19 protein-coding genes and 1 pseudogene are annotated in these 23,335 nt (G+C 45.0%); 12 read left to right on the forward strand and 8 right to left on the reverse strand.

Translation table 11 applies throughout. The features are described from left to right. Positions 1–2: 2 nt before the first annotated feature. Together atpD and AB4507_RS02905 are read left to right on the forward strand one after the other, a co-directional pair. Positions 3–1,388, forward strand: coding sequence for a F0F1 ATP synthase subunit beta (gene atpD, locus AB4507_RS02900; RefSeq protein WP_017060843.1), 1,386 nt, complete (start codon positions 3–5; stop codon positions 1,386–1,388). A gap of 14 nt (positions 1,389–1,402) precedes the next feature. Beyond that, on the forward strand, positions 1,403–1,846 hold the full coding sequence (locus AB4507_RS02905; protein ID WP_019820614.1) for a F0F1 ATP synthase subunit epsilon: 444 nt from the start codon (positions 1,403–1,405) through the stop codon (positions 1,844–1,846). A 156-nt stretch (positions 1,847–2,002) separates the two neighbouring features. Here AB4507_RS02905 and AB4507_RS02910 read toward each other — a convergent pair whose 3' ends face one another. The 5 genes from AB4507_RS02910 to AB4507_RS02930 form a co-directional block, all read right to left on the reverse strand. After that, positions 2,003–2,539: an RNA-binding S4 domain-containing protein gene (locus AB4507_RS02910; RefSeq protein ID WP_017064730.1), complete on the reverse strand. Its 537-nt coding sequence runs from the start codon at positions 2,537–2,539 to the stop codon at positions 2,003–2,005. Positions 2,540–2,656: 117 nt separating this feature from the next. Then, the gene (yejF, locus tag AB4507_RS02915; RefSeq protein ID WP_372182207.1) at positions 2,657–4,279 is read right to left on the reverse strand and encodes a microcin C ABC transporter ATP-binding protein YejF; all 1,623 of its coding nucleotides are present in this window, start codon (positions 4,277–4,279) and stop codon (positions 2,657–2,659) included. A gap of 9 nt (positions 4,280–4,288) precedes the next feature. Beyond that, complete coding sequence (locus AB4507_RS02920; protein WP_017060847.1) at positions 4,289–5,311, reverse strand: ABC transporter permease; 1,023 nt, start codon at positions 5,309–5,311, stop codon at positions 4,289–4,291. A gap of 31 nt (positions 5,312–5,342) precedes the next feature. Further along, positions 5,343–6,431, reverse strand: a complete 1,089-nt coding sequence (locus tag AB4507_RS02925; RefSeq protein ID WP_017102574.1) for a microcin C ABC transporter permease YejB — start codon at positions 6,429–6,431, stop codon at positions 5,343–5,345. Positions 6,432–6,443: 12 nt separating this feature from the next. Then, positions 6,444–8,339 carry an extracellular solute-binding protein gene (locus AB4507_RS02930; RefSeq protein WP_372182208.1) on the reverse strand — a complete coding sequence of 632 codons (1,896 nt, stop codon included), beginning with the start codon at positions 8,337–8,339 and terminating at the stop codon, positions 6,444–6,446. Between the two features lie 336 nt (positions 8,340–8,675). Between AB4507_RS02930 and AB4507_RS02935 the strand changes: the two genes are divergently transcribed. Beyond that, positions 8,676–9,719, forward strand: a complete 1,044-nt coding sequence (locus AB4507_RS02935) for an endonuclease/exonuclease/phosphatase family protein (protein ID WP_372182209.1) — start codon at positions 8,676–8,678, stop codon at positions 9,717–9,719. 115 nt (positions 9,720–9,834) lie between these two features. On the opposite strand, the pseudogene AB4507_RS02940 reads toward AB4507_RS02935, so the two are convergent. Continuing rightward, a pseudogene (locus AB4507_RS02940) lies at positions 9,835–10,305 on the reverse strand (porin family protein); the annotation flags it as partial. Between the two features lie 64 nt (positions 10,306–10,369). Here AB4507_RS02940 and AB4507_RS02945 point away from each other — a divergent pair. The 8 genes from AB4507_RS02945 to AB4507_RS02980 all read left to right on the forward strand — a co-directional run bounded on the left by AB4507_RS02945 (position 10,370) and on the right by AB4507_RS02980 (position 19,869). Next, positions 10,370–10,684, forward strand: coding sequence for a transcriptional regulator (locus AB4507_RS02945; protein ID WP_372182210.1), 315 nt, complete (start codon positions 10,370–10,372; stop codon positions 10,682–10,684). A gap of 200 nt (positions 10,685–10,884) precedes the next feature. After that, positions 10,885–11,304, forward strand: coding sequence for a D-ribose pyranase (gene rbsD / locus AB4507_RS02950; protein ID WP_017060853.1), 420 nt, complete (start codon positions 10,885–10,887; stop codon positions 11,302–11,304). Between the two features lie 99 nt (positions 11,305–11,403). Further along, positions 11,404–12,909 (forward strand): ribose ABC transporter ATP-binding protein RbsA, encoded by a 1,506-nt coding sequence (rbsA, locus tag AB4507_RS02955; RefSeq protein WP_009844906.1) that lies wholly within the window; start codon positions 11,404–11,406, stop codon positions 12,907–12,909. After that, positions 12,906–13,892 carry a ribose ABC transporter permease gene (rbsC, locus tag AB4507_RS02960; protein ID WP_017060855.1) on the forward strand — a complete coding sequence of 329 codons (987 nt, stop codon included), beginning with the start codon at positions 12,906–12,908 and terminating at the stop codon, positions 13,890–13,892. Before rbsA ends, rbsC begins: the two co-directional genes overlap by 4 nt. A gap of 127 nt (positions 13,893–14,019) precedes the next feature. After that, entirely contained in the window at positions 14,020–14,898 is an 879-nt protein-coding gene (rbsB, locus tag AB4507_RS02965) for a ribose ABC transporter substrate-binding protein RbsB (RefSeq protein ID WP_017060856.1), read from the forward strand. 191 nt (positions 14,899–15,089) lie between these two features. Next, a complete protein-coding gene (rbsK, locus tag AB4507_RS02970; protein ID WP_372182211.1) occupies positions 15,090–16,019 on the forward strand; it encodes a ribokinase in 930 nt (309 codons plus the stop codon). A gap of 167 nt (positions 16,020–16,186) precedes the next feature. After that, positions 16,187–17,188 (forward strand): substrate-binding domain-containing protein, encoded by a 1,002-nt coding sequence (locus tag AB4507_RS02975; protein WP_017071159.1) that lies wholly within the window; start codon positions 16,187–16,189, stop codon positions 17,186–17,188. Positions 17,189–17,409: 221 nt separating this feature from the next. Beyond that, the gene (locus tag AB4507_RS02980; RefSeq protein ID WP_372105144.1) at positions 17,410–19,869 is read left to right on the forward strand and encodes a CHASE3 domain-containing protein; all 2,460 of its coding nucleotides are present in this window, start codon (positions 17,410–17,412) and stop codon (positions 19,867–19,869) included. Positions 19,870–19,979: 110 nt separating this feature from the next. Here the strand turns inward: AB4507_RS02980 and AB4507_RS02985 are convergent, their stop codons facing one another. After that, on the reverse strand, positions 19,980–20,771 hold the full coding sequence (locus tag AB4507_RS02985) for a carbon-nitrogen hydrolase family protein (protein WP_372105142.1): 792 nt from the start codon (positions 20,769–20,771) through the stop codon (positions 19,980–19,982). A 167-nt stretch (positions 20,772–20,938) separates the two neighbouring features. Continuing rightward, positions 20,939–21,349, reverse strand: a complete 411-nt coding sequence (locus AB4507_RS02990; protein ID WP_372105140.1) for a lysozyme inhibitor LprI family protein — start codon at positions 21,347–21,349, stop codon at positions 20,939–20,941. Positions 21,350–21,685: 336 nt separating this feature from the next. Between AB4507_RS02990 and AB4507_RS02995 the strand changes: the two genes are divergently transcribed. Continuing rightward, positions 21,686–23,263: an EAL domain-containing protein gene (locus tag AB4507_RS02995; protein WP_372105138.1), complete on the forward strand. Its 1,578-nt coding sequence runs from the start codon at positions 21,686–21,688 to the stop codon at positions 23,261–23,263. Positions 23,264–23,335: the final 72 nt, after the last annotated feature.

Consider the following 23,335-nt stretch of genomic DNA (forward strand, 5'->3'; position numbering starts at 1 on the left):
GAATGAGTGTTGGAAAAATAGTTAAAGTAATCGGCGCGGTGGTTGACGTCGAGTTCAGCGGCGGCAACAGCCCACGCGTTTATGATGCATTGAAAGTGACTAGCGACGAAGCAAGCTCGTTAGTATTGGAAGTACAACAACAACTGGGTAGCAATATCGTTCGTTGTATTGCAATGGGTACGTCAGATGGCTTACGTCGTGGCCTAACGGTTGAAAACACAGGCTCTCCAATCACGGTTCCTGTCGGCGAAGAAACGCTAGGCCGTATCATGAACGTGCTTGGTCAACCTATCGATGAGTGTGGTGAAATCGGTCAGAAAGAAAACTACGAGATTCACCGTGAAGCCCCTTCTTATGAAGAACAAGCAAACAGCACTGAGCTTCTAGAAACAGGCGTTAAGGTTATCGACCTTATCTGTCCATTCGCTAAGGGGGGTAAAATTGGTCTGTTCGGTGGTGCTGGTGTAGGTAAAACCGTCAACATGATGGAGCTTATCAACAACATCGCCAAAGCCCACTCAGGTCTTTCTGTGTTTACCGGTGTAGGTGAGCGTACTCGTGAAGGTAACGACTTCTACTACGAGATGAAAGAAGCAGGTGTACTAGACAAAGTAGCCATGGTTTACGGTCAAATGAACGAGCCACCGGGAAACCGTCTACGTGTAGCACTTACAGGCCTAACTATGGCTGAGCGCTTCCGTGATGAAGGTCGTGACGTACTGTTGTTCATTGATAACATTTACCGTTACACGCTTGCCGGAACAGAAGTATCAGCTCTGCTAGGTCGTATGCCTTCAGCAGTAGGTTACCAACCAACACTGGCTGAAGAGATGGGCGTACTTCAAGAGCGTATCACGTCAACAAAACAAGGCTCTATCACGTCTATCCAAGCAGTATACGTACCTGCGGATGACTTGACTGACCCATCGCCAGCAACAACCTTTGCTCACTTAGATGCGACCGTTGTACTGTCTCGTAACATCGCGGCACTGGGTCTATACCCTGCGATTGACCCGTTAGATTCAACGTCACGTCAGTTAGATCCGCTGATCGTAGGCCAAGAGCACTACGACATTGCACAAAAAGTACAAACAACGCTGCAACGCTACAAAGAGCTAAAAGACATCATCGCGATTCTTGGTATGGATGAGCTGTCTACTGAAGACAAACAGACCGTATCTCGCGCTCGTAAGATTGAACGTTTCTTAACGCAGCCTTACCACGTAGCCGAAGTGTTTACCGGTCAGAAAGGTGTCTTTGTACCGCTAAGCGAAACACTAAGAGGCTTTAAAGGTCTATTGAGCGGTGAATATGACGATATCCCAGAGCAAGCGTTCTTGTACTGTGGCTCTATCGACGAAGTGCTTAACAAAGCAAAATCACTCTAAGAGGCAGGTGCACCATGGCTATCGGAATTACAGATAATACATTTCAACTTAATATTGTAAGTGCGGAAGGTACGCTGTTTTCAGGTCCAGCGTATGCCCTAGCCGTTTCTGGCGCTGACGGTGAACTGGGGATCCGCCCCGGTCACTCCCCGCTTCTCAGTAAGATCAAACCGGGCGTAACCGTGTTCGTTACAGACCCTAAATCAGAAGGCCAAGTGCTGTATGTCTCTGGTGGGATGCTGGAAGTTCAGCCGGATGTGGTTACGTTATTAGCCGACACGGCCTTGCATGGTAAAGACATTGACCGCGCTCGCGCAGAAGAAGCGAAATATGCCGCTCTAGAGAACATCAACAAGGGCAACATAGACATTAACTTTGCACAAGCTCAGCTAGAACTAGCGAAAGCCGTTGCTCAGTTACGTGCATCAGAATTGACATCTTCTCGCACTCGTCACTGAGAAGAAGCGTTATTTGCCGTTAGCTGTGCTAGCAAACAAATACAAAAAAGGCTCACTAAATAGTGAGCCTTTTGATATTTTCTTAACGTAAACCTAAGTCTAAGGTTGCTTGCGTTTTGAAAGAATAGCTTTAGATCAGTAGGTTAGAGCTATAACTTAGAAGAACTCAATCGAATTACGGCCGCTTTTGTCATCACGTGTTGGCTTTGGCGTATCCGCTTTCTTTTTCGGTTTCTTCTCTTTTTTCTCTTTCTTTGGTTCAGCCTTTGCGCTTAGCATTTCTGCTTTGCTTTTCTTAGATTCCTTCTTCTTAGAATCCTTTTTAGACTGACCTTTCTTCGCCTTGTTCTCTTTTTTAGGCGTTTCTTTCTTTTTCGGCTTTTCTGATTCTTCTTGTACTGGCTGATCACACACCACTACATAGTATTCTTGGTTGAATTCAAAGAAGTCGCCATCGTACATTTTACGACGCTTACGGGTTTCTAGCTCACCATTTACCGCTACGTAGCCTTCAGAGATGATGTGCTTAGCTTCACCGCCACCACTCACTAGGTTAGCAATTTTAAACACTTTGTAGAGCTCGATTGGCTGTGATGAAACATCAATACCAATTGCTTCAATTTCAATCTCTTCGCCTTCTTCGCCCAGCTCTTGGCCTTCGTAATCAGCGTCTTCGTAATGTTCTTGGTCCATGGTGACCTCTACCTAAATATGTACTTCTGAAATATTGGGCGCAGTGTAATCTTAAAACAACGAAATGACCATGTTGAATTCAACCAGAGCCCATTTGTTTTAAACAAACCCTCTGCGTTATAAAACACCACCAACATTCGAAAGACTCACCAACTGCTTAGTATATTCATGCTGCGGATTACCAAACAAAGTCTCAGTGTCGCCCTTCTCTATTACCTCGCCAGCTTTCATGACGATGGTGTAATGACACAAGGATTTCACGACATTCAGATCATGACTGATAAACAAATAGGTCAGGCCATACTTTTCTTGAAGTGACTTCAGCAAATCCAATACTTGAGCTTGAACGGTTCTGTCCAATGACGATGTTGGTTCATCGAGCAGGATAAACTCTGGCTTTAAAATCAAAGCACGAGCAATCGCAATACGCTGCCTTTGTCCGCCAGAAAATTCATTTGGGTAACGGTGACGAGTTTCTGGGTCTAAGTCGACCTCTTTCATTACGTCACAGATGCGTTGGTCGAGTTCATTCTCATCCAATTGTTGATGCACTAACAAACCTTCACCAATCACTTGAGCTACCGACATTCTTGGATTCAACGCAGAAAATGGGTCTTGAAATACAACTTGCATACGGCTTCGAAACGGAAGCATCTGTTGGCGGTTTAAGCCTTGGATTTGTTCATCAGCGTAGGTAATTGAACCTTCACTTTGCACCAATTTGAGTATCGCCATACCGGTTGTCGATTTACCAGAGCCGCTTTCGCCAACTAAACCGATTGAGTGCCCTTTCTTCAAAGTGAACTCCATGTCTGTTACGGCTTTGACATGAGAAATGGTTCGCTTGAATAAACCGCCCGTAATCGGGAACCAAACACGAAGTTGATTAACATCGAGCAGAGGTTCACTTTCCGGAGAAACTGGAACGGGCAACCCTTTCGGGTCAGAGTTGATAAGCTTTTGCGTATAAGGGTGAGCTGGCGCATTAAATAGTGTTTGGCAGTCGTTACTTTCAACCAAGCGACCATCTTTCATTACCGCCACTCTGTCAGCAATTTTACGAACAATACTCAAGTCATGGGTAATAAAAAGCATCGCCATACCCAGCTCTTGTTGCAGCTCCTTAAGCAGGTCGAGGATCTGCGCTTGTACCGACACATCCAATGCGGTTGTCGGCTCATCAGCGATAAGCAGCTCAGGTTCGTTGATCAGAGCCATTGCGATCATTACACGCTGACGCTCTCCACCAGACAATTCATGTGGGTAAGCTGAAATCTTTTGCTCTGGGTAGCGAATACCCACCTTGGATAGCCACTCTATCGCCAAGGCTTGCGCTTTATTAGTTCGCATACCTCGGTGAATCGCTAGGGTTTCAACAAGCTGTTTTCCGACTCTATGCAGTGGGTTCAACGACACCATAGGCTCTTGGAAGATCATGCCGATGCGACCACCACGAATCCCGCGCAATTGCCTTTCAGAGCAACTCAGGATATCGGTACCTGAGAAATTAATCTTACCGTTTAAGTAGTGCGATGAGCCTTTAGGCAGCAGTTTTAAAATCGAGTTGGCTGTAACAGATTTACCTGAACCACTCTCACCCACCAGCGCTAATGTCTCACCTTTGTATATTTCTAAAGAGACATCTTGTGTCACTTGCTCTATCGAGTTTTTTCGCCCGAAACCGACAGACAGTTTATCTATGGTCAAAACCGGAGAAGCAGGCGTTGTATTTGAAGTCATAACCTATCCTTACTTCTGTTGATGCGGGTCGAAAGCATCACGCACCGCTTCACCAACGAAGACCAGTAACGTAAGCATCAGTGAAAGCACGACGAAGGCAGAAATGCCAAGCCAAGGCGCTTGTAAGTTAGCTTTACCTTGCGCCAACAACTCGCCTAACGAAGGCGAACCCGCAGGAAGACCAAAGCCCAAGAAGTCTAACGAAGTCAGTGTGGTCACCGAGCCTGAAAGAATAAACGGCATCATGGTTAACGATGCAACCATCGCGTTAGGTAACATGTGACGAAGCATAATACGTTTGTCATCAACACCCATGGCTTGCGCGGCTCGCACATAATCGAAGTTTCGGCAGCGTAAAAATTCCGCTCGCACGATGCCTACTAAACTCATCCAACTAAACAACACCATAATCCCGAGCAACCACCAGAAATTCGGCTCAATAAAACTCGACAAAATAATCAGCAAGAACAGGGTCGGCATACCAGACCAGACTTCAATGAAGCGTTGTCCGAATAGATCAACCCAGCCACCGTAGTAGCCTTGTGTTGCGCCAACCACGACACCAATCACGCTCGATACAATGGTCAGAATAAAACCAAATAGAACGGAAATACGGAAGCCATAAATGATACGAGCTAATACATCTCGCCCCTTATCATCAGTCCCTAACCAGTTCACCGAATCGGGCTCCGATGGCACCGCACCTGAAATATCGAAGTTTATTGTGTCGTAGCTAAACGGAATGATTGGCCACACGATGTAACCGTTGTCTTCAATGAGCTCGATAACATACGGGTCTTTGTAGTCGGCCTCGGTTTCAAACTCACCACCAAACTCCGTCTCGGCATATTCATTGATAACAGGCACAAACCACTGATTATCATAAGAAACCAAGAGTGGTTTATCATTGGCAATGATCTCAGCGAACAGGCTCAAGCCAAACAAGATGGTAAATATCCAAAGGGAGATAAAACCACGCTTATTTGCTTTAAAACGTAACCAACGAGCTTCAGCTAAAGGGTTGTTAAACATTTATTATCAATACCTTGTTATTCGTTCGCCATTAACGCGCTTCAAAATCAATTCGAGGATCAACCCAGGTATAAGTCAGGTCGGAGATAATGCTCAGAACCAAGCCTAATAAGGTCATGATATAGAGAGAACTGAACACCACGGGATAGTCACGTTGAATGGTCGACTCAAAGCCAAGTAAACCAATGCCTTCAAGTGAAAACATCACTTCAATCAACATAGAACCCGTGAAGAAAATACTAATAAATGCGCTTGGGAAACCGGCAATAATGATCAACATTGCGTTACGGAAAACGTGCTTGTAGAGAATACTGTTCTCGTCTAAACCCTTCGCTCGTGCCGTTACTACATATTGCTTGTTGATTTCATCAAGGAAGGAGTTTTTGGTCAGCATGCTGAGCGTGGCAAAACCACCGATCACCATGGCGAAAATAGGCAAAGCTAAATGCCAGAAGTAATCACCAATTTGCTGATACCAGTTAAGCTGGTCGAAGTTACTCGAGACTAACCCGCGCAATGGGAACCAACTGAAGTAGTTACCGCTGGCGAATAAGATAATCAGAATAATCGCAAACAAGAATCCCGGCACCGCATAACCAACAATCACCACCGCACTCGACCAAATATCAAAGCGCGAGCCGTGATGTATCGCCTTCATGATGCCTAAGGGTATCGAAATCACATAGATGATTAACGTACTCCACAACCCTAAGGAAATGGAGACAGGTAAACGCTCAATGATCAAATCAATCACGTTTCCGCCCTTAAACAGGCTTTCACCAAAGTTAAAGGTCGCGTAGTTTTTCAACATATCAAAGTAGCGAACGTGAATCGGCTTATCAAAACCAAACTGCTTTTTGATCTCTTCAACCACTTCCGGATCAAGCCCTCGAGAGCCTTTATAACCACTGGCAGACGCTTGGTCACTTTCGCTTAAATCAACTTCTTGTCCACCACCAGAAAAGCGCTCCATGATACCGGAGTTGTGCCCTTCTAACTGAGCCACGGCTTGCTCTACCGGACCACCTGGCGCGATCTGAATAATAAAAAAGTTGATGGTGATGATCGCCCACAGCGTGGGGATCACCAACAGTAAACGCCGAAATATATACGCGGCCATGCTAACTAACTCCTAGCGACGTTTTTCAGGAAGCAAAGCCGCCTTCTCTTCTGAAATCCACCATGTATCGATGCCTAAATCGTATTTAGGTAATACATCCGGACGCTCAAACTTGTCCCACATCGCTACGCGGTATTCGCCAACGTGCCATTGAGGGATGTTGTAAAAATTCCACTGCAACACACGATCAAGCGAGCGACCCAGCGTAAGTAGCTTTTCAGGGTTCTGCTGGTTACGTGCGATTTGTTCTGTTAACGCATCAACCACAGGATCCATCACACCTGCCGTATTGTAAGTAGAATCAATGTAGTTAGAGTTCCAAACGATCATTAAGTTCGGGCTTGGATAAGGGTTTGCAGAAAATGACGACGAAACCATGTCGAAATCACGATCACGCAAGCGCTTAATGTATTGCGTCGTATCGATGGTACGGATCTTCATCTCAATACCCATACGCTTCAGGTTCTTTTGAACTGGCGTTGCAATACGCTCCGTGGTTGGGCTGTAAATCAACAACTCGAAAGACATCGGCTTGCCAGTCTTTTCGTTGGTCATGACTTTGTCTTTCAGAACCCAACCCGCTTCCTTCAAGAGTTTGAAAGCTGTACGCATTTGGCTACGAATACGGCCACTACCATCGGTGACCGGAGGTTGGAATTCTTCTGTGAAAACTCTCGGTGGAATCTGATCTTTGTATTGAGACAGCAACTCTACTTCAGCTTCGCTTGGTAAGCCTTTCGCTTCATAGTCTGTGTTTTGGAAGTAACTACGAGTACGTTTGTATTGACCGTAGAACATGTTCTTGTTCATCCACTCAAAGTCCATCGCGTAGGTTAATGCTTCGCGCACCTTAGGATCAGAAAACACAGGAGATTGAATGTTGAAGACAAAACCTTGAGTCGTTTCAGGCTTCTCATGGTTAATCTCTTCTTTGATGATGTAGCCTTTGTCGAAGTTCGCGCCTGTATAAGAGTTTGCCCAGAACTTAGCCGAGTTCTCGGTTCGAAGATCGAACTCCCCAGCTTTAAAGGCTTCCAACATTACCGTGTCGTCACGGTAGTAATCGTATTGCACTTGCTTGAAGTTATTACGACCAACGTTAACCGGTAGGTCAGCTGCCCAGTAGTTTTCATCTAGACCATAGGTAACACTTTGGCCTGATTTATAACTGATGATCTTATAAGGACCACTACCGACTGGTGGCTCGCTTAGAGGTTCAGACAGCTTTCTGTCTTTCCAGAAATGTTTCGGTAATACACGAGTGCTTTGCGCAAAGCTGAACAGTTTTTCGCGGTTTGGAATGTTCATTTCAATACGAACAACCAAATCAGAGACCGCTTTTACTGACTTAATATCTTTGTAATACACACGATACTGAGGCACGCCCTCGGTTGAGAACTTGTCAAAAGTAAAGGCAACATCATGCGCAGTGATAGGCTCGCCATCTTGGAATTTAGCATTTGGGTTGATGTCGATTTCCATCCAAGTGAAATCACTGGAGTAGCGAACCTTTGAAGCGATCAATGGATAGTACGCATCAATCTCGTCACTCGGAGAAAACATCAAGGTATCGTAAATCTCTCCGGTATAACTTGCAGCAACGCCGCGGGAACCGAATCGATTAAAGCTATCGTACGTACCTATGCTGCCATAGGTCACTTTGCCCTGCTTTGGCGCATCAGGATTAACGTAATCGAAGTGAGTGAAATCGGCTGGATATTTTGCTTCACCAAAACCAACCAGTTGTGTGGTTTCAATAACGGTGACAGCAGGAGTTGATTGGGTTTCAGAAGCGTAAGTAACGGAGGGTTGTAAAGCAATAAGCGGCAACATGATTGCACATGACTTCAAATTAAACCTGAAAAACTGAGTGCGTTGCGAGGCTTTGCGTCGAAAAACTGTTCCCATTTGACTCTCCCTTCAAATGTCATGAATTCTATATTCAAGTTGATTTATCGGCTTTGAATGCATGCCGTTAAATCAAGTATAGGTTCAAATCTAACATCATGTAATAACTAATAAAACCATCAGCACTCTATCTCTGACGGTTTATTTACAAATTACTCGTCACCGCTCGAAGTTATTGGATGCAGTGAGCTTTGATTGCTTAGCCTGAATGACACAAGCCTCAACGGCTAAGATTCCTTTGGTTGGCTTCTAAAGTGAAATTTAGGCTCTAAATAATCAACAAACTATACTTTTACTGGAGTATCCTTGCAGCCTAGGTCTAAATGGAATGACACTTTGAACAAACCAAACCAAATAACATTCGCAACGTTCAACCTTCTGAACTATCTCGAGCCACCGAATGCTTATTATGATTTTGAGAACATCTACAGCTTCGAAGAATGGCAGAAGAAGCAACATTGGATGGCTGAAGCGATTCGCTCATTAGATTGCGATGTGATTGGCTTCCAAGAGATATTTAGCCCGCAATCTTTAGAGCTATTGATGAACGAGCTAGGTTATCCATACTTTGCAGTGGTCGATAGCGCCAACGTTGAAGATGATTACCTATACACCTCACCAGTCGTTGGGATCGCTTCCCGTTACCCGATTGAAAACGTGCAGCCTGTTACGCCAGATTCGAAGTTACTGAAAGCATTCAACCTTGACGACAAATTCTCATTCAACAGAACGCCTGTTCACGCGACGATTACGTTACCCCATTTAGGTTCAACCGACTGTTATGTGGTGCACTTCAAATCACAACGTCCGACAGAGCCAAAAGCAGAATCTGTCGATGCGGACAACACTCAGCAAGGTGCAAAACCACAAAGTGACACGCTCACTCGTTTTCACCAAGAACAGCTTGGCTCTTGGCTATCAAGTGTCCAACGCGGTCTAGAAGCTCAGATGCTGCATCAATACATCACCAACCAACGCTACCAAACCGAGCAACCTGTTGTGTTGATGGGTGACTTTAATAAGCCACTGTTTAATTATGAGTTTAAAGGGCTGTTGAATTACTCAATCAACCGAGACGAAAACAGCAAGCATTGGCTATCCCACTTTCGATTAAAAGACAGCTGGGATCTTTACCATCAGCTACATGAAGAAGATTTGCTTGAACAGCGTAAGCCAACCCATTACTACGGCGCATCTGGGTCTGTACTGGACTACATTTTGATGTCGAACGAGTTTGATTGTCAGAACTCGTCTAGTTTGATGGAGATCTCTAGCTACACAGTGTTAGACCATCACCTCACCAATCCAAGCTTTGAACACGACCAATTCAGTACGGACCATGCCATCGTGTCTGTTACCGCTCATATTCGTGAAGCCTAGAGTTAAACATAAAAAAGCCGCAGTCAAAAACTGCGGCCTTCCACTTTAGTTAAACGGGTTGAGCCAACCGACGCCCCATTTAGAAACCGATTTACCGTTTAGCAAAGTGTGAAACTTAGAATGTGTACATTGCGCCTAAGTAGAAAGAGTCCAGAACAACAGTATCTTCTGTCTTGTGTCCGTTTTCGTAATCTTCGATATCAAAAGCATCGGCTTCGTATGCTAAGCGAAAGCTCAACGAAGACATTGTAGGTGGCGTGTATTCAACACCAACACCCATACGGATGCCATCTCCCGAATCATCAAAACCATCTCCTGACGGGCGAGAGCCATTATCAAACGTGTAACCGAGGTTCGCCGTTACCGAAAAGATTTGAGGTGTCCAAGTGAAAACCTTATTACCAGATTTCGTTTTCAGGGCTATATCACCAAAATCTGTGTATTGAGCTTCAACCGATACAATACGGTTAAATTTGTAACCAGCAATTAATCGGTAAGTATTGTCTTCGGCTTTAAAAGTAATAGGCTCACTGATCGTGTCAGTTAACCCGCCCACTTCGACCATTAGCACACTTAAATAATTACCCGCTCCAACAGCAGGCCAATTTGCTCAATCTCCACAATTTAGAATAAGACGAACAGAAAACACGATGAACCACACAATAGACTTCAACGGCTTAATCATTGATATCGACGCTCGAACGATTACCAACCAGCAAGGAAACAAAATCACTTTGCGCCCTCGCCTATTAGCAGTGCTCTGCTTGTTATTGGAAAATGTGGGAAGACCGATTTCAAGAGAGCATATTGTTGATGTGTGTTGGGACGGACAACTCTCGTCACCACATGTTCTTGCAAACGTAGTCTATAACCTATGCAATGTGTTCGCGCGATTAAGAGCATCCAACGTCCAGATCATTACCATTAGTAAGTTCGAATATGCGCTATCGATTGAACCCACGTAAAAGGATTTATGCAATCAATGGCGGTGACTAAGATCACCAAAAAACGCCCCATCGAAACGTTTCGATGATCATTATCACACTCTAAAACAATCAAACGTGCAAATGATAAATCAGACACTATTATCACTATCGAAACGTTTCGATGGCTTTTCTTGAGTTGTTCTCAACCCATCAAGCGTTATTTTTCGATAGGTCGTGATATGAAAAAAAGTACTCTAATAAACTCTGAACTCTCTTACCTAGTGGCGACTCTTGGCCACACAGATGAAATCACGATTTGTGACGCGGGCTTACCAATTCCAGACCACGTAACTCGTATTGATCTTGCTTTAACTCACGGTGTCCCAAGCTTTCAGCAAACGGTAAAAACCATGCTGGATGAATCTCAAATCGAAGGTGTTGTGATTGCAGAAGAGTTTGCGAAAGTAAGCCCAGAGCACCACGCTGCGCTGATTGATTTAATCAAGACAGAAGAAGCGCGTTGTGGCAAATCGCTTTCTATTACTTACATCACTCATGAAGAATTCAAACAGCGTACGCATGAAAGCCGCGCGGTAATTCGCACCGGTGAGTGCACACCATACGCAAATGTTATTTTCCAAGCTGGCGTAACCTTTTAGCTCAAGCAAAACGCAACGACAGCTCAGTGACATCACTGAACCAAAACAATACATAGACAGAACAATCAAATACAACTGGCCCCGAGTAAAGGAACCGACATGACTCAAGCCATTTTAGAACTTAGCTCAATTGAGAAAGCCTTCCCTGGTGTGAAAGCACTGGATAAGGCAAGCCTCAACGTTTATCCAGGACGCGTAATGGCGTTAATGGGTGAAAACGGTGCGGGTAAATCAACGCTTATGAAAGTGCTGACAGGCATCTACCACTTGGACGGCGGCACTATTGCCTACCAAGGAAAACCTGCTGCATTTAAAGGGCCACGTGATTCTCAACAAGCAGGCATTAGCATCATTCACCAAGAGCTGAATCTAATCCCTGAATTGACCATCGCCGAGAACATCTTCTTAGGTCGTGAAATCACGGGCACCATGGGTCGTATCTTGTGGAACGAGATGTACCAAGAAGCAGACAAGCTACTTAAACGCCTTAACGTGAAACACAGCTCGAAAACGCCTCTAGGTCAGTTGAGCCTTGGTGAGCAGCAAATGGTAGAGATTGCGAAAGCCCTATCGTTTGAATCTAAAGTCATCATCATGGATGAACCAACCGATGCGCTAACCGATACCGAAACTGAATCTCTGTTTAAGGTGATTAACGAATTGCGCGATGAAGGCTGTGGCATTGTTTACATCTCTCACCGTTTGAAAGAGATCTTCGAGATTTGTGATGACATCACCGTGCTGCGTGACGGTAAGTTCATTGGTCAGTGTGAAGTAAAAGACACCGACGAAGATGGCCTAATCGAAATGATGGTTGGTCGTAAGTTAGACGAACAATATCCACGTATCGGCCAGAGCCATGGTGAAACTTGTCTTGAAGTGATTGGCCTGACGGGTTCTGGTGTTCACGATGTGAGCTTTACGCTAAAACGCGGTGAAATCCTGGGTGTATCTGGCCTAATGGGTGCTGGCCGAACTGAACTGATGAAAGTGATTTACGGTGCCCTTCCAAGTGAACGCGGCGTCATCAACCTAGAAAATAAAACCATCAACCCTGTAAGCCCGAAAGACGGCTTGGCCAATGGCATTGCTTACATCTCTGAAGACCGTAAAGGCGATGGCTTAGTTCTAGGGCTTTCTGTTAAAGAAAACATGTCGTTATGTTCACTTGACCTACTAACAAAGAGCGGTCAAATCCAACATAAAGACGAAGTGATTGCAGTAGATGACTTCATCAAGCTATTCAACATCAAAACCCCGACGCGCGAACAGATTATTGGCAACCTTTCTGGTGGTAACCAACAGAAAGTGGCTATCGCTAAGGGCTTGATGACCAAACCAAAAGTACTGATTCTCGACGAGCCAACGCGCGGTGTCGATGTCGGTGCTAAGAAAGAGATTTACCAACTCATTAATAAATTTAAAGCCGACGGCATGAGCATCATTTTAGTCTCATCTGAAATGCCAGAAGTGTTAGGAATGAGTGACCGCATCATGGTGATGCATGAAGGCCGTGTAAGCGGTGAATTTGATGCTAAAGAAGCAAACCAAGAATTATTACTGGCGTGTGCGGTCGGTAAAAAGATCAACGAGGACGCAGCATGAGTACTAAAACCATGAGCAAAACAACTGAAGCTCCAAAGAAAAAACCGTTAATCAGCAAAGAGTGGCTGATTGATCAAAAGTCATTGATTGCTTTGCTCTTCCTGATTGTTGTCGTTTCTTTCTTAAACCCGAACTTCTTTACTGTCGACAACATCCTAAACATTCTGCGCCAAACCTCGGTTAACGCAATTATCGCTGTAGGTATGACGCTGGTTATCTTAACCGCGGGTATCGACTTGAGTGTTGGTTCTGTACTGGCGCTTTGTGGTGCGTTCGCAGCCAGCATGATTGGCATGGAAATCCCTGTGATGATCGCAGTACCAACCGCTCTTGTAGCAGGTGCAGCATTAGGTGCGATTAGTGGTGTGATTATCGCTAAGGGTAAGGTTCAAGCCTTCATCGCAACGCTTGTCACCATGACACTACTTCGCGGCGTAACGATGGTTTACACAGATGGTCGTCCTATTTCAACAGGCTTCACAGACACAGCAGACGCATTCGCTTGGTTCGGTACTGGCTACGCAATGGGTGTACCGGTTCCAGTATGGATCATGGTCGTGGTATTCGCAGCAGTATGGTACCTACTTAACCACACACGCTTTGGTCGCTACGTTTACGCACTGGGTGGCAACGAATCAGCAACTCGCCTATCAGGCATCGACGTAGACAAAGTAAAAATCGGTGTTTACGCAATCTGTGGTCTGCTAGCTGCAGTGGCAGGCATCATCGTGGCATCGCGTTTGTCATCTGCTCAACCAACCGCAGGTATGGGTTATGAGCTAGACGCTATCGCAGCCGTAGTTCTTGGCGGGACAAGCTTAGCTGGCGGTCGTGGCCGTATCATGGGCACATTGATTGGTGCTCTGATTATCGGCTTCCTAAACAACGCCCTAAACCTACTAGACGTATCTTCTTACTACCAGATGATTGCAAAAGCAGTGGTTATTCTTCTGGCAGTATTGGTCGACAACAAAAACAAATAAAACCTATTCACACTCTAGGTCAATACAAGTAACACCCTGTTTTACCTTAAAATATTAGAATCTATAAATAATGTAACAACGAGCTAGGACTCACCTCTTAGCTCCCCCTACACAAAGGACTTACACCATGAAAAAATTAGCGACTCTTATTTCTGCTGCTCTTCTTTCTACAACAGTATCTGTGTCTGCACAGGCGCAAGATACAATGGCAATCGTTCTGTCTACATTGAACAACCCATTCTTTGTAACCATGAAAGATGGCGCAGAAGCGAAAGCTGAAGAGCTAGGCTACAAGCTTATCGTTCTGGATTCTCAAAACGACCCAAGCAAAGAGCTGTCGAACATTGAAGATCTAACCATTCGTGGTGTTAAGGCAATCCTGATCAACCCAACAGATTCAGACGCCGTGTCTAACGCAATTCGCATGGCTAACCGTTCAAACATCCCAGTACTAACACTAGACCGTGGTGCAAGCCGTGGTGACGTAGTAAGCCACATCGCTTCTGATAACGTAATCGGTGGTGAAATGGCAGGTCACTTCATCATGGAAAAAGTGGGCGAAAAAGCGAAAGTAATCCAACTTGAAGGTATTGCTGGTACTTCTGCAGCTCGTGAACGTGGTGAAGGCTTCATGAATGCAGTAAACGGCAGCGACCTTGAGCTTCTTGCAAGCCAACCTGCTGATTTCGACCGTACTAAAGGTCTGAACGTAATGGAAAACTTGCTTGCTGCTAACCCAGATGTACAAGCAGTATTTGCTCAAAACGATGAAATGGCACTAGGTGCACTTCGCGCAGTTCAAGCGTCAGGTAAAGAAGTGATGATCGTTGGCTTTGATGGCACAGACGACGGCATCGCTGCTGTTAACCGCGGCCTACTAGGCGCTACAGTTGCACAACAACCTGACCTAATCGGTTCTCTAGGTATCGAAATGGCAGACAAAGTACTGAAAGGCGAAACAGTAGACGAGTACGTACCAGTACCTCTAAAAATCATCGCTAAGTAATCGTTACTAGGTAACGCGATATAAAGCAGGGAGTTCCCTATCTCCCTGCTTTGATTGGCTCGCTGACTCAAACAAAAGCAAACCCCGACAGTGCATCGCTGTTTCTCATTCCGCTCACAAAAGAGAGCGCACTTAACACCATGAGAAAGACCCATGCATTTTCAAATACGATATATCATAAGGCTCGTATCATGACTCAACTGATTGTTTTAGGTAGCGTTAACGCTGACCACGTACTGCAAGTTCCTTCGTTCCCTCGTCCGGGTGAAACCTTGATTGGCGGTAACTATCAGGTCATCCCTGGCGGTAAAGGCGCAAACCAAGCAGTCGCTGCTGCGCGATTAAACGCAGATATCGGCTTCATCGCCTGTGTCGGTGACGACCCATTCGGCATCAACATTCGTCAAGACTTCGCTAAAGACGGCATCAACATCGACGGTGTTATCGTGGCAGACAACACGCCAACTGGCATCGCGATGATCCAAGTATCCGCAACGGGTGAAAACAGCATCTGTCTTTCTGCAGAAGCTAATGACAAGCTGACTTGCGACCAAATCGAACCACATCTAGAGAAGATTCGCGGCGCTAAATACTTGCTGACTCAGCTTGAAACGCCAATTGAAGGCATTGAATACGCTGCGAAAGTAGCAAAAGAGAGTGGCACGCAAGTCATTCTAAACCCGGCTCCTGCTCGTCCATTATCGGATTCACTGCTTGCTTGTGTTGACGTGATTACACCGAACGAAACTGAAGCAGAAGTGCTGACAGGCATTACCGTGACGGACAACGCGTCTGCTCATCAGGCTGCGTTGGCTCTGCATGCTAAAGGCATAGAAACGGTAATGATCACGCTAGGCGCGAAAGGCGTGTGGGTGAGTCAACGCGGTCAAGGCAATGAAGCCAGCGAAGGTGAATTAATCGCAGGTTTCCGTGTTGAAGCAACAGATACAACTGCCGCAGGTGACACCTTTAACGGCGCGTTGGTGACAGGCTTGCTTGAAGATATGCCACTTGAGCGTGCGATTAAATTTGCTCATGCTGCAGCTGCTATCTCTGTGACACGCTTTGGTGCTCAAACGTCGATTCCAAGCCGTGCTGAAACCGATGCGTTTTTGGCATAGCAACTGTCTGCTTAGTTTGATACCTATTTGAAGGCCTAACTTCTGAGCTAAACCGTGGTTAACGGATGTTAGCCTTCAAATTCGGTAACAACAAATAACAAGAATAAGCCCCTGTTTTCAGGCAGAATATCGCCCAACGTGGAAGGTTATTCCCACAAGGATTTTTTATGGCAACAATGAAAGACATCGCACGGCTCGCAAAGGTTTCGACTTCTACCGTGAGCCACGTGATCAACAAATCACGCTTTGTCAGTGAAGAGATTGCTGAGCGTGTTAACAGTGCGGCTAAAGAACTCAACTATGCGCCTTCTGCATTGGCTCGCAGCTTGAAAATGAAGCAAACCAAAACCTTGGGAATGCTAGTGACCACATCCACCAACCCATTCTTTGGCGAAGTGGTAAAAGGTGTGGAACGTCGTTGCTACGAAAAAGGCTACAACCTTATCTTGTGTAACACCGAAGGCGATAGCGAACGCATGAAATCCTCTATCGATACCTTGCTGCAAAAGCGAGTCGATGGCCTGATGCTAATGTGTTCTACCCTTGAAGGCGAACATATCGATGTATTCGAGCGCTACCCAGAACTGCCTGTTGTAGTCATGGATTGGGGCCCTATGTTGTTTGCGAGCGATAAGATCCAAGACAACTCGCACCAAGGTGGCTACATGGCAACTAAGCACTTGATAGATAACGGTCATTCTCAAATTGGTTGTATCACTGGCCCACTGCACCGCAATCAAGCTTCGTCTCGTTATCAAGGCTTCAAGCAAGCAATGGAAGAAGCCAATTTAGAGATCAACCCTAAGTGGATTGTTGAATCAAACTTTGAATGTGACGGTGGTTTTGACTCTTATCAGACACTGAAAACTCGTGGCGAAATGCCATCTGCCTTGTTCGTCAGTAACGATATGATGGCGATGGGCGTGATTCACGCTGCGGCGCAAGATGGCACATCGATTCCGAATGATCTGTCTATCATTGGCTACGATGACATCCACCTGTCGAAGTACATGACACCCGCGTTAAGCACTGTCCACCAGCCAAAACATCGTTTAGGTAAAACCGCAGTGGATACGCTTTTGAGCAGATTACAAACTCCAGATGCTTATCCACAAGTCGTTGAACTTGAACCTACTCTTGTTGAACGAAGCAGCGTAAAAGCGCTTTAATACTCGCCACACTCACCACACCGTTGAAAGCTAGCTTATTGAGCTAGCTTTTTTGTCTTTGAAACATAATAACGCCGCTTAATCGCCCCTAAAATGCCGTTAATATGCGAAACTTACACGCTAAAGTATGTATTTACGCACTCAGCAACTATTCACGCACTTAACAACTAATGATCATCTACACTAATATTAAATAACAACGGCATGGAGAGCGTAGTTGTATGATCGCGGGTTGGTTTGACAATATATCCCTACAAAAAAAGCTATTAGTCAGCTTTTTAATTCCTATCACTTTGATGGTCATCGTCTCTTTCTCTGTGTATGAAAACACCCAATCTATTGTGAAAGATAACCATTGGGTTGTTCACACTCAAAAAGCCATAGCCCGAGCTCAAGAGCTACTCAACCTAATCGTGGATATGGAAACCGGACAACGCGGCTACCTAATCACTGGCGATCCCGTATTTTTAGAGCCCTATCATCTGGCACTGGATGTTTGGCGTCAAAAAATGCAAAGCCTATCAACTCAAGTGAGTGACACCCCCCATCAAGTTGAACGCCTCAAACGAATCGATGATATTCATAAGACATGGCTAAAGGAGTCGGGCGAAAAAGAGATCATGCAACGCAACCTCGTCAATAAAGGTGAAGCGGACATGCAAAGTGTCGTCTACCTCACTCAACAACAGACCGGAAAACAACTGATCGATAAGATCCGTAAAGAGATCGCTCAATTTATCGATATTGAACAGCAAATTATCAGAGTCAGAGTCGATAAGTCCGTTAACTCCGCCAACCAAACCACTTACGTACTGGTTGTCGGTACCCTGTTTTCAGTATTCATTTCGCTGGTTGTAGCCGCTTGGTCTTCAAGCCGCATAAAAAGAAGAATAGACATACTGCTCGCAGCCGCAAACCAAGTTGCTGCTGGCCATTTAAAAGAAGGGGCATCGACCCTCAAACTTTCCTCAAACATTAACGCTCAAGACGAAGTAGCTCACCTCAGCCATAGCTTTCAAACAATGGCAACAAACCTGGTAAAAAACGACAATGAAATGCGAGCGAAAAATCAGGAGCTAATAGCAGAACGAACCAAAGCAGAAGCCGCTGTTAAAGCCAAAGGCGATTTTCTGTCTACCATGAGCCACGAGATCAGAACACCAATGAACGGGGTTCTTGGAATATCTCAAATCATTGCAAGCCAGACCCAAGAACCCGAAACAAAAGAGAACATCAACATCATTCTCGATTCTGGTCACCACTTGATGACGATACTCAACGATATTCTGGACTTCTCAAAAGTCGAAGAAAACAAGCTTGAGCTAGATGTGGCACCCTTTAATTTTGTTCAAGTCATGCAGCCGGTATGCAGCGCTCTAAAACCCTTAGCCGATGAAAAAGGCATTCGCCTGTTGATCGAAAATAACATACCGAAAAACATCCAACTCGTCGGAGACTGTGCAAGGCTACGCCAAATCATGTTCAACTTGGGCGGCAATGCGACCAAATTCACCAAAGAAGGTCATGTGTCCATTCAAGCTGACCTCAACCGCCCCAACAACCAGCTGATCCTCACGGTGACAGACACCGGGGTTGGTATCCCGAAAGATAAGCACGAACAGGTATTCAATTCATTCGAACAAGCCGACACTTCGACAACAAGAAAGTATGGCGGAACAGGGCTTGGTCTCGCAATCGTCAAGAACCTAGTCAACCTCATGAACGGAGAAATCACATTAACCAGTGCTGTCGGGCTTGGCACAAAATTCCAAGTCTCTCTGCCTATCACATGGCAAGAAAGCAAAGCGAAAGACATCGCGACCCATACAGTCGATTCAGAAACTCTCAGCTTTGACTCGTTAAGCATCCTGTTGGTGGAAGATAACCGTATTAATGCCATTGTTGCACAAGGCTTCTGTGAAAAACTCGGCCATCATGTTGAGCATGCGGAGAACGGGAAATTGGCGATTGAACGCCTCAAAACCACTCAATATGACCTTATCTTGATGGACAATCATATGCCTGAAATGAACGGGGTCGAGACAACAAATTACATTCGTGAAAAACTGAAACTCGATACCTTGATATTCGCTTACACGGCCGATGTATTCCGTGAGGCGCATGACAACTTTATTCAGGCGGGTGTCGACCATATTCTGACCAAGCCTCTGCAGCAAGAGAGTTTCTTCGACGCCCTACAACAGTTCTCAAGTCGATTACCGAAACAAACCGCAGCCGAAGGTTCGAGTGAGAATGAAAACATTGTCGAGCTTCATCGTAAGCCTATTGAAACGTTAAGGTTAACGGAAGAAGAGATCAGCCATTCAGAAGTGATACAAATACTGAAAGATGACACGGAAGGGTTCAGCTTACTCATCGACTCAACCATTATTGAGTTCGAACAGTCAGTAGATCGCGTCATTGAATACTATTTAGCGAAAGAATTAGAGCCACTTTGTCGTACTCTGCACTCCATTAAAGGCATGTCGCTGAACTTAGGTCTTAACATGCTTTCTAAGCAAGCACTAGAGCTAGAAGTCGAAGCAAAAAATCAACAATTGCCGGATATTGAACGACTGCAAAAACTGCTCAATCGCCTTATGGTCAATATCCATCAAGCTCAGCGGATGAAAAATGCTCATTCAGTCGAGCATCTGAATCAAATGAACGATCAAGCTTAAGAACGCTTCGTTCCCAAACTAAAACGCAAGGCTTAATCACCTTGCGTTTTTCGATCTTATATCGAGCTAGTCTCTGTTCTAGCGATTTAACGGTCTAACGGTCTAACGGTTTAGCGGTTTAAGAGAGAGGTGATTTGCCGCATCTCATCTTCAACATCAATGCCATTGTATTGTGGCGCAATCGAGGGATCTTGAATACTCACGGTTTCTACCGATTGCTTGTCGTTAAGTTTAGTCACTAACTCCCCTTTGGGTGAGTAGGCTCGGCTTCCACCACAATAAGTCGCGGTAAACGCATTAACCACATCTTGCCCGACGCGATTACAAGTAACCATGTGACACCCTTCCTCCAAGGCTCTCGCTTGAGCAATGGCAAAACTATGATGCCCACCGAAGTTGGCAGGGTGAAGAATAACGTCGACCGACTGATACCCTCTCATGATCTCCGGGAACCAAATATCAAAGCAAATCGCGACACCAAACTTTAAGCCTTTGTGCTCAAACGAGAGGCGTTCCTCCCCTCTCGAGAAATACTGCTTATCGAATTTGGTTTGACTGATTTTTCTATATTTGTGTCGTAAACCGGAAGCATCCACAACCACGACGCTGTTGTAATATTGGCCGCTATCTTTCTCGGCAATACCAGCAACAATCAAGGTGTGATGCTTCGCTGCAAGCTGCGTTAATGAATCAATAGTACTGCTGTCGGCGAAGTCTTCAGCCAATTCATGAATTTCTTCAGCCTCATTAAAAATATACCCAGTAGTGAACAGTTCAGGCAGTAAAGTAATATCGCCAACTGACGGCTCCGCTTGCAAAAGATCAGAGACCGAATCTATATTCTTTTGTTTGTTTTTGTATTCAACTTCAAGCTGAATAAGCGTGATACTGACATTATTCAAAATCGATTCCTTACTAGGTAATACTTAAAGCTGTAATGCTTCAAGCTGGAGACTAAGAACTAAGAACGACAGAGTAGGCCAATCCCCTATCGCTTTCTTATTCGCCCGCCAAAGGTTGAAGCAGGTGCACAGTCCTGTACGTATTTTAAACCTGCCTACGGCGCTAATTAAGGCTCTGGTAAAACGGGAGGCGTGCTGTCCATATAGGTTAAGAAATTCACCCACACCTCATGCGTGCGCTGCTTGGTTAACGTCATCTTGCAGGAAAGCGCCATACCCCCTCGAATAGAACCTTCACGCCATTGGGTGTACACAGAATCACAATGTGCTGTCATGTACGCCTGCCAGCTCTCCTGAGCCTTCTTAATTGACGCCACCAGCTCAGCATCATAAGCATTGTGCTCAAAGCTGGCTGCAAGGTATTTATCCAGTTCCGCTTGTGCAGATTCCAACTCAATTGCCGCACAGTGATTGATCTCGATGGTATTCATCGCATTCTCGCAATCAACAACACCTTCGTAGGCCAACGCAGAGAATGAGAAGCACACCGCTATGAGTGCCGATATCAGTTTTGTCATAATCATCCTTTATGCTGCCACCACCAAAACGAATCGTGTCGTGACTTTATTTATTTAAACGTGGCTCAATATTTAGCTCATTCAGCCAGAGCAAATAACAATAAAATTTATCAGGATATAAGCATTTATTATCCGCATAAATCATCAAAAATGACGCCTCGCCAACTCAAATAAATGAGATAACGCTCAGATTTTGCTGGTAAAACTAGAAAACATATTATTTATATCAATAATTTGTGCCTGCATTCACAATATTAATTATTTATATTGCTACGTAATCGTTAACTTTATAAATTAAATCGAATGCTCACATAAATCGGTAACGCTTCTCCAACTATGGATATCAAGTACCAAAACATTGCCAAGACTTCATTTTACTTTGCCATTTCTTTCTTTTTTTCCATGGCAATGCTCATTCCTTTTACACCGCATCACTACCAAACATTAACCGAAGACACATCAAGGTTAGTCGAAACCAGGTTAGAAGGGATCCAATCAAGGTTCGACCGTTTTTTATCTGAAGTTAGACCTGAACAGTCATGCGACGCGATCGTTAGACAGCTTCGACAAAACGTTTTTGAAGCCGATTGGGTAAAAGAAGCAGCGGTATTCAATAAAGAGAACCGATTTTACTGTTCAACCACCGATGGTGACGTTTCATTTCGCCTATACAGCACCATCAGGCAGCGGCTCAATGACGACCCGAATTTAGCGACCCTGTCGTATTCCAACTCGGCCATCACACAAGTTCAGTCCATCATGCTCATTTTCTCGAACAAAGAAGATGCCGGAGTGAGCCTGATGATTCCGCCACACTTCATCTATGACCTTGTTGAATCAAACCTGAGCAACCATGGAATACAGGCTAAAGTTGAAGTGATCAAAAGAGATATCCACCCTACCGATATTGACTCATCAATCGCCAAGGTGCGGATACAATCAAACACCTACCCATTGACCATCACCTCATACATTGGGTATCAGTTTTATCTTCACTTCATGTTGAGTTATTTATGGTTTGGCTTTTTGATGGCCGGAATCACCACCATTATTCTCCTTTCCATCAAGCATAAAAAGCAGAGCCAACGCAGCTTAGAATATTCGCTTTCAAGTGCGCTAAAAAACCAACACCTTCATGTTCACATGCAGCCTATCGTTAACCAAAACACCAATGAGATCGTCGGCTGTGAGTCACTATTACGATGGAACGACCCAATTGAAGGTAACGTCTCCCCGGCTATTTTCATTCCGCTTGCTGAAAGCTTAGGCTTAATTGAGGAGCTCACCTACTTCGTGCTGCGCAAAGTATTAATGACGTTGAAAAGCAATCAAGATGTGTTCGACTCAAAGTACATCAGCGTCAACATCAGCCGCAACGTAGTGTCTAACAGTAACTTCTCTAACAAAGTGATCAGCATCTTTAAAAGACACCCTGAGATCCTCAAGCAGGTGGTTTTTGAAGTAACCGAATATGGTGAATGTTCTGATGCCGACATGGTCAAAATTAGAGACAACCTAACCAAGCTATCGAACAGGGGCGTCAGAGTCGCGATTGATGATTTTGGTACAGGCTACGCAGGGTTAGATTTCGTAAGACAGTTCCCGTTCAGCATTCTCAAAATCGATCGCGTGTTTGTGAAAAACATATCCGACGAATCCAGCTTTGGTCTCCCTTTGCTAGAGTCCATGCTTCAACTATCACGCTCCTTAGGCATGCAAGTCATCGTCGAAGGTGTCGAGTATGAATCCCAAGTGAAAATCTTATCTAAGCTCGGTGTCGACTATATCCAAGGCTTCTATTTTTATAAGCCGATGCCGATAAACCTGACTGTCAGCTTACTCAGGCAGCAGCATTTTGAGTCCGATAACGTTGAGGAATCATCCTTTTCAACACCAAAATGTGAGCAGCTTTAAACAGGTTCGATGGGATAAGCGCTGAAGATACAGTTCAGAATAATGCTTAGTACAACGCGTCACTTTAGCTTA

It is taken from the genome of Vibrio sp. 10N.222.54.A3, from assembly GCF_041474095.1.
Taxonomy (GTDB): Bacteria; Pseudomonadota; Gammaproteobacteria; order Enterobacterales; family Vibrionaceae; genus Vibrio; species Vibrio crassostreae_C.

Coding starts and splice junctions, on each gene's coding strand:
- AB4507_RS02925 (WP_017102574.1), bottom strand. CDS start 6,431: ATGGCCGCGTATATATTTCGGCGTTTACTGTTGGTGATCCCCACGCTG.
- AB4507_RS02990 (WP_372105140.1), bottom strand. CDS start 21,349: ATGACAAAACTGATATCGGCACTCATAGCGGTGTGCTTCTCATTCTCT.
- AB4507_RS02910 (WP_017064730.1), bottom strand. CDS start 2,539: ATGGACCAAGAACATTACGAAGACGCTGATTACGAAGGCCAAGAGCTG.
- rbsB (WP_017060856.1), top strand. CDS start 14,020: ATGAAAAAATTAGCGACTCTTATTTCTGCTGCTCTTCTTTCTACAACA.
- rbsC (WP_017060855.1), top strand. CDS start 12,906: ATGAGTACTAAAACCATGAGCAAAACAACTGAAGCTCCAAAGAAAAAA.
- rbsA (WP_009844906.1), top strand. CDS start 11,404: ATGACTCAAGCCATTTTAGAACTTAGCTCAATTGAGAAAGCCTTCCCT.
- yejF (WP_372182207.1), bottom strand. CDS start 4,279: ATGACTTCAAATACAACGCCTGCTTCTCCGGTTTTGACCATAGATAAA.
- AB4507_RS02980 (WP_372105144.1), top strand. CDS start 17,410: ATGATCGCGGGTTGGTTTGACAATATATCCCTACAAAAAAAGCTATTA.
- AB4507_RS02975 (WP_017071159.1), top strand. CDS start 16,187: ATGGCAACAATGAAAGACATCGCACGGCTCGCAAAGGTTTCGACTTCT.
- AB4507_RS02920 (WP_017060847.1), bottom strand. CDS start 5,311: ATGTTTAACAACCCTTTAGCTGAAGCTCGTTGGTTACGTTTTAAAGCA.
- AB4507_RS02945 (WP_372182210.1), top strand. CDS start 10,370: ATGAACCACACAATAGACTTCAACGGCTTAATCATTGATATCGACGCT.
- rbsD (WP_017060853.1), top strand. CDS start 10,885: ATGAAAAAAAGTACTCTAATAAACTCTGAACTCTCTTACCTAGTGGCG.
- rbsK (WP_372182211.1), top strand. CDS start 15,090: ATGACTCAACTGATTGTTTTAGGTAGCGTTAACGCTGACCACGTACTG.
- AB4507_RS02905 (WP_019820614.1), top strand. CDS start 1,403: ATGGCTATCGGAATTACAGATAATACATTTCAACTTAATATTGTAAGT.
- atpD (WP_017060843.1), top strand. CDS start 3: ATGAGTGTTGGAAAAATAGTTAAAGTAATCGGCGCGGTGGTTGACGTC.
- AB4507_RS02930 (WP_372182208.1), bottom strand. CDS start 8,339: ATGGGAACAGTTTTTCGACGCAAAGCCTCGCAACGCACTCAGTTTTTC.
- AB4507_RS02995 (WP_372105138.1), top strand. CDS start 21,686: ATGGATATCAAGTACCAAAACATTGCCAAGACTTCATTTTACTTTGCC.